Source organism: Bifidobacterium goeldii (genome assembly GCF_003951095.1).
GTDB classification, from domain to species: Bacteria; Actinomycetota; Actinomycetes; order Actinomycetales; family Bifidobacteriaceae; genus Bifidobacterium; species Bifidobacterium goeldii.
Window position 1 is genome coordinate 40368 of sequence record NZ_QXGL01000009.1, and the last position, 9725, is coordinate 50092.

7 protein-coding genes are annotated in these 9725 nt (G+C 58.7%); 5 read left to right on the forward strand and 2 right to left on the reverse strand.

Annotated features, from left to right (window positions below; all coding sequences use genetic code 11):
- Positions 1 to 155: 155 nt before the first annotated feature.
- The 3 genes from D2E25_RS09725 (at position 156) to D2E25_RS09735 (ending at position 4652) form a co-directional block, all read left to right on the forward strand.
- A complete protein-coding gene (locus tag D2E25_RS09725) occupies positions 156 to 1136 on the forward strand; it encodes a glycerophosphodiester phosphodiesterase family protein (RefSeq protein WP_164514805.1) in 981 nt (326 codons plus the stop codon).
- Positions 1137 to 1245: 109 nt separating this feature from the next.
- On the forward strand, positions 1246 to 3036 hold the full coding sequence (gene argS, locus D2E25_RS09730; RefSeq protein ID WP_125982297.1) for an arginine--tRNA ligase: 1791 nt from the start codon (positions 1246 to 1248) through the stop codon (positions 3034 to 3036).
- 5 nt (positions 3037 to 3041) lie between these two features.
- Positions 3042 to 4652 (forward strand): diaminopimelate decarboxylase family protein, encoded by a 1611-nt coding sequence (locus D2E25_RS09735; RefSeq protein WP_125982299.1) that lies wholly within the window; start codon positions 3042 to 3044, stop codon positions 4650 to 4652.
- A 115-nt stretch (positions 4653 to 4767) separates the two neighbouring features.
- On the opposite strand, the gene D2E25_RS09740 is transcribed toward D2E25_RS09735, so the two are convergent.
- Entirely contained in the window at positions 4768 to 5244 is a 477-nt protein-coding gene (locus D2E25_RS09740; RefSeq protein WP_125982301.1) for a PTS sugar transporter subunit IIA, read from the reverse strand.
- Positions 5245 to 5276: 32 nt separating this feature from the next.
- Positions 5277 to 6794, reverse strand: coding sequence for an N-acetylglucosamine-specific PTS transporter subunit IIBC (gene nagE, locus D2E25_RS09745; protein WP_125982304.1), 1518 nt, complete (start codon positions 6792 to 6794; stop codon positions 5277 to 5279).
- 442 nt (positions 6795 to 7236) lie between these two features.
- Here nagE and D2E25_RS09750 point away from each other — a divergent pair, with 442 nt between their 5' ends.
- Entirely contained in the window at positions 7237 to 8550 is a 1314-nt protein-coding gene (locus D2E25_RS09750) for a homoserine dehydrogenase (protein ID WP_125982306.1), read from the forward strand.
- Between the two features lie 125 nt (positions 8551 to 8675).
- The gene (thrB, locus tag D2E25_RS09755) at positions 8676 to 9674 is read left to right on the forward strand and encodes a homoserine kinase (RefSeq protein WP_125982309.1); all 999 of its coding nucleotides are present in this window, start codon (positions 8676 to 8678) and stop codon (positions 9672 to 9674) included.
- Positions 9675 to 9725: the final 51 nt, after the last annotated feature.

Here is a 9725-nt window from a genome sequence, read left to right on the forward strand (position 1 = left end):
ACGACAGGTTTTGGATGTGCAGAGGTTTACCAGTCGGCGGTCAAAAGAGCTGTTGCAGGGCAGTTCGGCCGTGTGCTTCGCCATCCGAAGTCATACAAATCGGGGGTGTTGCGATGCGTGGATTTGGCAGGTCTGATGCGGGTCGAATCGTAATCGTGACGTTGGCTGCCGTCGTAGCTGCCGCCGTACTCGTGTGCGATATCGTGGCAGGCGCTCATCGTCTTATCGGCGCGGTACAAGCCGCTGTTCCACATGAAACGCCATTAGTTATTGCGCATCGCGGAGATTCGCGCGACCCTGAGAATTCGCTGCGCGCAATCCACGATGCTGGTGAGATCGGTGCAGACTACGCGGAAATCGACGTGCGCCTCACTTCCGACGGGGTGCCCGTAGTGTTCCACGATCGACAGACTGGCAGACTCGACGCCGGCGGCCGTAACCTGCTGGTATCGCGCACACCATTGAGCAAACTGCAGCGCATGCGTATGCGGCAGAAGGGGATTGATTACCGCGTGCCAACGCTCAGGCAAGCGTTGAATGAAGCGCATGATGCGCCTAGCAAACTCGGTTTGCTGCTTGATATTAAAACTGACGATCGTCACGCTCATCACGTGGCACGCGCGGTCATCAACGAAATCGAGCGCGATCGCAATCGTATGCCGGCCAAACTAATGGTGATGTCTGTGAGCCGTGAAGCAGTAGTCACGTTTAAACGCTTGCGCCCGCAGTGGAAGATCGGCCTGTGCGCGAGCGGCAATCCGATGCTCACGGGGTGGGTGCCGGCGCCCGTAGCGCGCGCGGAACGTGGCATGTTCGAACGCCGAGGCAACAAACGCGGTGGCAAGCGCGGTGACGATACGGGTATGAGCGGCACAATACGCGGTGACATGGGCGTAGTACACCGTTATGGAGTGGTAGGCAGTACAACACTGCCAGCAGATTTTGTGGTGATGCGCTCGCATGACATTACTGCCAATCTATGGCGTGCGGCGAGACGTCAGCATATGCCTATGTTTGTTGGTGCGGTGAACGATTATCGAGAAGCGCGCACGTGGATCCGCCGTGGAGCGAGCGGCTTCCTTGGCGAAGATGTAGCTAATCTGCGTCGAGCCTCCGACCGTTATGCTCTAGCGTAAGTGTGCATAAGCGGCGCATGGAGAGGCGAACATCGTGTGCACGCAGGCCGGATATGCACACTATGAGGTGAGAGGGTGCGCTGTCAGCCACGCCGGTACACTGGGAAGAATGAGTCCTGAAGCGCTTAGTGAACTGATTTCTAACATTGCCCATGCTCTGGTTGCCGACGGAAAGGCTGGCAACCTGACCGACGATCTCATCCCCGACGTTGCCAAACTGGCCGTAATGCGCCCGAAGGATCGCGCACACGGTGATTGGGCTTCCAACGCGGCCATGCAGCTGGCCAAGAAGGCTGGCATGAAGCCCCACGATTTGGCTGAACTGTTTGCTGCTGAACTGGAGCACGCTGACGGCGTGAAGTCCGTGGAAGTGGCCGGCCCTGGCTTTATTAACATCACCCTCGATTCTGCTTCCGCCGCAGCCGTAGTCGACAAGGTGCTCGCCGAGGGCACGAATTACGGCAAGAACGGGCACCTCACTGGCAAAACTCTGAACCTCGAGTTCGTTTCTGCAAACCCGACTGGCCCGATTCACATTGGTGGCACGCGTTGGGCAGCCGTCGGTGATTCGATGGCTCGCGTGCTCGAAGCAAACGGCGCTAAAGTCGTGCGCGAATACTACTTCAACGATCACGGCGAGCAGATCAACCGTTTTGCCAAGTCGCTCGTCGCCGCCGCGCACGGCGAGGAAACCCCGATCGACGGTTACAAGGGCGCGTATATTGACGAGATCGCAGCTCGAGTGATCGAGGAAGCCAAGGCGGACGGCGTGGATGTGCTCGCCCTGCCGCGCATTGACGGCGGTGTTGACAAGGATGGCAACCCGCTGGGCGAAGGCGATTCCGAGCAGCGCGAAGAGTTCCGCAAGCGCGCAGTGCCAATGATGTTCGCTGAGATTCGCAAGTCGATGAAGGAATTCCGCGTGAACTTCGACGTGTGGTTCCACGAGAACAGCCTGTACGCTGACGGCGAGGTTGACAAGGCGATCAAGGAGCTGCGCGATCGCGGCGATATCTTCGAAAAGGATGGCGCCACCTGGTTCGCCTCCACCAAGCACGGCGACGACAAGGACCGCGTCATCATCAAATCGAACGGCGAATTTGCTTACTTCGCGGCCGACATTGCGTACTACTGGAACAAGCGTCACCGCGCCACCGACCCGGCTGACGTGGCAATCTACATGCTCGGCGCCGACCATCACGGTTATATCGGCCGCATGATGGCCATGTGCGCTGCCTTCGGTGATAAGCCGGGCGAAAACATGCAGATTCTCATCGGCCAGATGGTCAACGTGATGAAGGACGGCAAGGCTGTACGCATGTCAAAGCGCGCCGGCAACGTTGTCACCATCGACGATTTGGTTGAAGCAATCGGCGTGGACGCTTCACGCTACTCGCTGGCTCGCACCGACTACAACACCAGCGTTGACATCGATCTCAACCTGCTCGCCTCGCACAGCAATGAAAACCCGGTGTACTACGTGCAGTACGCGCACGCCCGCTCCTGCAATGTGGATCGCAACGCGGCCGACGCTGGCATTACCGTTGACGGCGCTGACCTGAGCTTGCTGGATACGACAGCGGACGGCGAAGTGCTCGCCGCACTCGCCCAGTGGCCAGCAACTCTGACCGCTGCCGGCGATGGTCGCGCCCCGCACAAGATTGCACACTATCTTGAGGATTTGGCTGGCACGTACCACAAGTGGTACAACGTCGAGCGCGTAGTGCCGATGGAACTGACTGACCCGGAGGCGCGTGGTGCTGATGCTGAGGCCGTGCGCATTGCTAAGGCTCCGGAACCGGCACGTGCTGCTGCTCGTTTGAAGCTCAACGACGCTGTGCGCACCGTGATCGCCGAAGGCCTTGACCTGCTCGGCGTCACCGCTCCAGAAAAGATGTGATCAATATGGCAATCACCCCGATCTGGCCGGCCGCCACGGCCATCGACCCTGCGACCGAAGCGGTCACATTCCACGGGCGAACGGCCGAATCGCTGCTTGACGAGTTCGGCTCGCCGCTGTACCTGATCGACACCGACGAAGTTGACCAGCGCGCCAAGCATTTCGTGCACGCCGCGGCGAAAGCGTTCAACAACTCCACCACGCATGTGAGCTTCGCCGGTAAGGCGTTCCTGTCCAAGGAGATCGTGCGCATCGTGCTCGCAGCCGGCATGTACGTTGACACTTGCACGATGGGCGAAATGAAGATCGCACTCGCTGCGGGCGCTCCCGGTCGCAGGCTGGTGCTGCATGGCAACAACAAGTCCGACGAGGAAATCGAGCTGGCTATCGAACAGGGCTTCGCAAAGATCGTTGTCGACGAGCCCAACGAGCCAGCGCGCATCGCCGACATTGCTCGCCGTTTGGGTAAGCGCGCTCGCGTCATGCTGCGCGTCACCGCCGGCATTCACGCGGGCGGTCACGAATACATTTCTACTGCGCACGAAGATCAAAAGTTCGGTGTGCCGCTGCTGCCAGCCGGCGCAGACACCTCGGTACTGTCGATTCTTGACGATCTAGCCGATGTGACCCCGGCTGCCACCAATGCTCGCGTGGGCGAAGCAAACGGCGGAGCTGCTGACAGTGCACAGGCCGACAAGCCAGCGCGCGAACTGCGCTACGACATCAAGTACCCGTACGACTTGCACGGTGAAGAACTGTCCGAATCGGACCGTCGTCTTGCTGAAGCGATGACCGTTGTTGCGAACGGCCCGGCGCTCGCAGTGCTTAAGGAGATTCTGCGTCATCAGGATGTGCTCGAGCTTGTTGGTATTCATTCGCATATCGGCTCGAACATCCATGATGCGGACGCGTTCATCCAGGCGGCTAAGCGCATGATGCTGCTGCGTAAGACCTTCTACGCGACCGACGCTTACACGCTGCCTGAGGTTGATTTGGGCGGCGGCTACTCCGTGGCATACACGGACGGCGAGGACTCGATGGATATTGATGTCGAGCTGGGCCGCTTGGCTGATGCGGTTGGCGAAATCAACCGCGCACTTGGCATGCCCGCTCCGGCGATCTCTTTCGAGCCAGGTCGTTGGATTGTTGCTCCCGCTGGCGTGACCCTATACCGCGTTGGCACGATTAAGCATGTATTGCTCAGCGGTGATGGTCATGGTCATCAGCCGACTGACAAGGCTGGCAATCCCATCAGCGAACGCGTATACGTTTCGGTTGACGGCGGTATGAGTGACAACATTCGCCCGGCTTTGTATGGCGCCGACTATACGGCGAAGCTCGCAAACCGGAGCGGTTCGACTGAGACGATGCTTGCGCGCGTGGTGGGTATGCACTGCGAATCTGGCGATATTGTCGTGCATGAATGCCAGCTGCCTGCTGATTTGAAGCGCGGCGATATTCTCGCTGTGCCGGTAACAGGTGCTTACGGTCGTACGATGGCTAGCAATTACAATCAGGCGCTGATTCCTGCAGTGGCTGCAGTATGCGAGTCGGGTGCGCATTTGTTGATGCGCCGTCAGACGATTGATGATTTGCTGGGGCTTGATCTGGGCTGACGAGTAAGCGTTACCCATCAGTTGTATGCGTAAACGCACGAAGGGCTTGCATCACATCACAGATGCAAGCCCTTCGCTTATATTGAGTTATTCGTAACCGTTCCCGTAGGTTCGATCACTTGGTAGTGACGCTGCCGATTGGCGAACCGGTTGCTACTGCGCCGGTAGCCGTAATCGACAGGTCGCCGATAATCGCCGGATTAGTGAACACCACGATCACGTCAGTGGGCTTGCCTGCGGCTTTTACCGTAGCCCAGTCCACGTCGACGATCGGATCGCCAGCGCTCACCTGATCGCCTTCCTTGACGTGCATCGTGAACGGTGCGCCGCCCAACTGCACGGTATCGACGCCGATGTGCACCAGCACTTCCAACCCGCCCTTGGTGGTGATACCCACCGCGTGCTTGGCCTGTGCCACCGTGGTCACCTTGCCGGAAACCGGGGCAACAATGCGGCCGGTTGCAGGCGTTACTGCGAATCCATCACCGAGGATTTTGGCAGCGAAGGTGTCGTCGGGTACTTCAGTGATCGGCTTGATTGCACCATCCACGGGAGCCAGCACTGTGTCATCGGTTACTGGAATCTCGGGAATGACGGGCGTGTGGGCGGCAGCAGGAGCTGCCGTTACGCTTTTGGGAGCGCACCACCGCCGTGGATTTCTTCCATTGCGTCTGCCACTGCCTGCACCTGCGTGCCGACGATGACCTGCACATTCTTCGCGTCGAGCACCTTCACGCCCGGCACAATCTTGCGAATGGCATCAACATCAACCTTGGACGTGTCACGCACACCCATGCGCAGACGAGTCACGCAGTTCTCAATATCAACCACGTTCTCCTTGCCGCCGAGCAGTGCGTACAGCTTGGCAGCGAGCTGAGCGTACTTGTCGCCACCAGCAGGAGCTTCGATAGCGGAGGATTCGGTAGCGTCATCGTCATCATCACCGCGGCCCGGGGTCTTCAGGTTGAACTTCTTGATCATGAAGGTGAACACGAAGTAGTAGATCACCGCGAAGACCAGGCCCTGAATGATCAGCATCCATGGCATATGTGCCTGCGGTACGCGCAGCGACAGGAACCAATCGATGAAGCCTGCGGAGAAGTTGAAGCCAGCGATCCACTGGAAGGATGCGGCGATGAACACCGACAGAGCGGTGAGCAGTGCGTGCACCACGTACAGCGGGAAGGCAGCGAACATGAAGGAGAACTCGAGCGGTTCGGTCACGCCGGTCAGGAAGGCGGCGATTGCACCGGCCAGCATCAGGGAGCCGACCTGCTTCTTGTTCTCAGGCTTAGCGCAACGGTAGATAGCGAACGCGCCTGCCGGCAGGCCGAACATCATGATCGGGAAGAAGCCAGCCTGGTAAATACCGGTGACGTACACGCCGTACGGGTGGAAGCCGCCGGTGGCGACGGTTGCGCCCTCGCCGGACCAGAACTTGGTGATGTCGTCGATGCCAGCCAGGTTGAACCAGAACACGTTGTTCAGTGCGTGGTGCAGACCGGTCGGGATGAGCAGACGGTTGAAGAAGGCGTAAATGCCAGCGCCGACAGCGCCCATGCCCATGATGGCCTCACCGAAGGCAACCAGAACGCCATAGACTGCAGGCCACACGAACAGCAGGATCAGCGAGATGACGGACATAATTGCGGCGGTCAGAATCGGCACACAACGGCGGCCGGAGAAGAACGCCAGGAAGTCAGGCAGCTTAGTCTTGCCAAACTTGTTGTACAGTGCACCTGCCACGCAGCCGACCATGATGCCGAAGAACACGTTCTTGTTGCCGATAGCGCCAGCGGCGAATGCCGGGTGCTCGGTGGCGATGGTCTCGGCATCGTAGCCGAGGAACATCGAAGCGGATCCCATGATCGTGGTAACGGTCAGGAAGCCAACCAAACCAGACAGTGCGGAAGCACCATCCTTATCGCGAGCCATGCCGATAGCAACGCCGACGGCGAACAGCAGGCCCAGATTGTCGAGAATCGCCGAGCCAGTCTTGCACAGGTAAGCGGAAACTACGTTGTTTCCACCCCAGCCGCTCGGGTCGATCCAGTAACCAATGCCCAGGAACAGTGCTGCAGCAGGCAAGCACGCAACGGGCAGCATAAGCGCACGACCAAGTCGCTGAACATATGCTTTCATTCCAACCTCCCTCTGAGGAACGGAGCGGCAACAACACCAGTGTCTTCATGCCCATAATTCGCGGTTCCCGCCGTTGGAAACCTTCTTTACAAGTAATCGGAGCAACGCCGCTTCGTATCTAATAGTAAGGGACGTTTACCCCTGACAACGTCATTTTTGTTAAGAAGGTTTACGTAAATTGTGGCCTTATGGGGGTAAAAAATCCGTGTGAGGGCTACTCGTGAAACGACTTTGTATTGTTAATAATCCTGACAAATATTTTTGTGTTAAACGTTTTAGGCGGCGTGTCGGATTCATTCCGTAGGATGGTGGAGGATGACATCCGCCGTGACGGTGATACAACCGCGATGCACTGCATATCTGCACGCACGCAACGCCGGCACGGATAGTGAACCATCGCGTGATGCGCACAATACGCAACAGCGCATAAGGAAGGAAGCTCGTGGCACAGCTGAACGAAACCCCCATTCGCGTAGGACTTTTGGGCGCGGGAACTGTTGGATCGCAGACTGCGCGTCTGCTTGTAGAGCAGAAGGACGAGCTCGCTGCACGCATCGGCCGACCGATCGAACTGGTTGGCGTTGCCTGCCTGGACCCGGACGAAGTGAACTACCCGTGGATTGACAAGTCGCTGCTGACAACCGACACGATGAAGGTTGCCACCAGCGCAGACATCGTGATCGAACTTATCGGCGGTACTGGCGTGGCCCGCACCTTCGTGCTCGCTGCCATCGAATCCGGCGCATCTGTGGTCACCGCCAACAAGGCACTGCTGGCTAAGTACGGCCCTGAAATCTACCAGGCTGCCGAAGCCAAGGGCGTTGACGTGTACTTCGAAGCTGCAGTCGGCGGCGCAATCCCATTCCTGCTGCCGTTGCGCGAATCGCTCGCCGGCGACAAGGTAATCAGCATGCTGGGCATCGTCAATGGCACCACCAATTACATTCTCGACGAAATGACCACCAAGGGTCTGCAGTTCGACGATGTGCTCAAAGACGCGCAAGCCAAGGGTTACGCCGAAGCTGACCCGACCGGTGACATCGAAGGTTACGATGCAGCGAACAAGGCTGCGATCATGGCAACGCTCGGTTTCCACACCAACGTGACCATCGACGATGTCTCTGTTGAAGGCATCACCAAGATCACCGCCGACGATATTGCCGCTGCAACTGCTGAGCACAAGGTCATCAAGCTGCTCGCAGTCGTCGAGAACGGCGACGCCGGCGTTTCCGCGCGCGTCTACCCGGCATTGCTGCCTGATACGCATCCGCTGGCCTCCGTGCACGGCTCATTCAACGCGATTTTCGTCAAGGCTGAGGCTGCTGACGATCTCATGTTCTACGGTCGCGGCGCTGGCGGTGCGCCGACCGCTTCCGCTGTTGTCGGCGATGTGGTGGCTGAAGCTCGCCACATTGCACGCGGTTGCACTGGCCCGACCATCCCGATGTACAACAATCTGCCCAAGGCGCCGATCAACGCTACTAAGGCTGCGTTCGCCGTGCGCTTCCTGATTCACGACAAGCCAGGTGTGCTGGCTGCTATCGCTAAGGAATTCGCTGATCATGGCGTCTCCATCAACGGCGTGAACCAGGATCTCAAGCCCACGCTCAACGACCCAGGCTACGACGGTGAAATCCAGCAGCTGCGCATCGTCACTCACCAAACTGACGAAGTGACACTGCGCGAAACCGTTGCCGCCGTCTGCAAGCTTGATTGCGTGACTGGCGAGCCGTCAATCCTGCGCGTGCTGGACTGAACGACGTCACGTGTGACGGGCCCCGGCTTTTCCCGGTGAGGGAGAGAGCCGGGGCTCGCCCGTGCATGAGGCTTATAGCCCTCGACCGGTGAGTTACGAGGGCGGAAGAGATTCGGAGAGAACATATGGAACCGATCTGTAAACAGGTCAAGGTACGCGTGCCTGCGACAAGCGCTAATCTCGGCTCAGGATTCGACACCGTCGGACTCGCGCTCGATTATCACGACGAGCTCACGTTCACGCTGTCCGCTGACCCGTCAAATCGTGCTGCGCAAGTACTGATCTACGGCGAAGGCGAGGACACGCTGCCCCGTGATGAGACGCATCTGGTCGTCTCAACCTTCCGCAAAGCATGCCAGACTTTTGGCCTGGGCAAAGTGGGTTTCATTCTTGAAGCGCACAACAATATTCCGCAAGCACGCGGTATGGGATCGTCAGCCGAGGCGATCGTGGCCGGTATTGCTGCAGCCGCCGCTTTTGCACAGGATGATCGTCTCAACCGCGATTCCGTGTTCGAACTCGCTGCTGCAATCGAAGGCCACCCGGACAATGTGGCGCCGGCTGTGTACGGTGGCATGACCGTCTCGTGGAACTTCGACACTGCCGAAGGTGTCGGCTCGGTGCCGATTCCTGGTGGCGAGCCGCTGCACGGCGGTTTCCATACCGTCAAGTACGCGGTCGACCCGAAGATCACCGCATCCGTGTTCGTACCGGATTATGAGCTTTCAACTGAGAAAGCACGTGAAGCACTGCCGAGCGAATTGCCCTACCGCGACGCAGTGTTTAACGTGTCGCGCGTAGCGCTGATGGCTGCCGCAATGAATCCGGCTGCACTGGCTGCGCCGTCTGATGCGAACGCGCTGCTATTCGCCGCCACGCAAGACAAGCTGCACCAGCCGTACCGCAAGGATCTTATGGCCCCCTCATGGGAACTGATTCGCATGTTCCGCACTCGCGGATTCGCGGCAATGGTTTCCGGCGCTGGCCCGTGCGTGCTGGTGTTGCATTATGGTGACGCTTCTACCGCAATCGACGAGATCGCCGCGAATGCGCTCGCATCTGGGCATTGGAAGGTGCTGCACCTGCCGATTAACACCGCCGGCGTCGAAATCGAACGACGCTAATCGACTGAGTCAACCATCATCACCAGTGACGCGGAGCGTGACCGGGAGCGG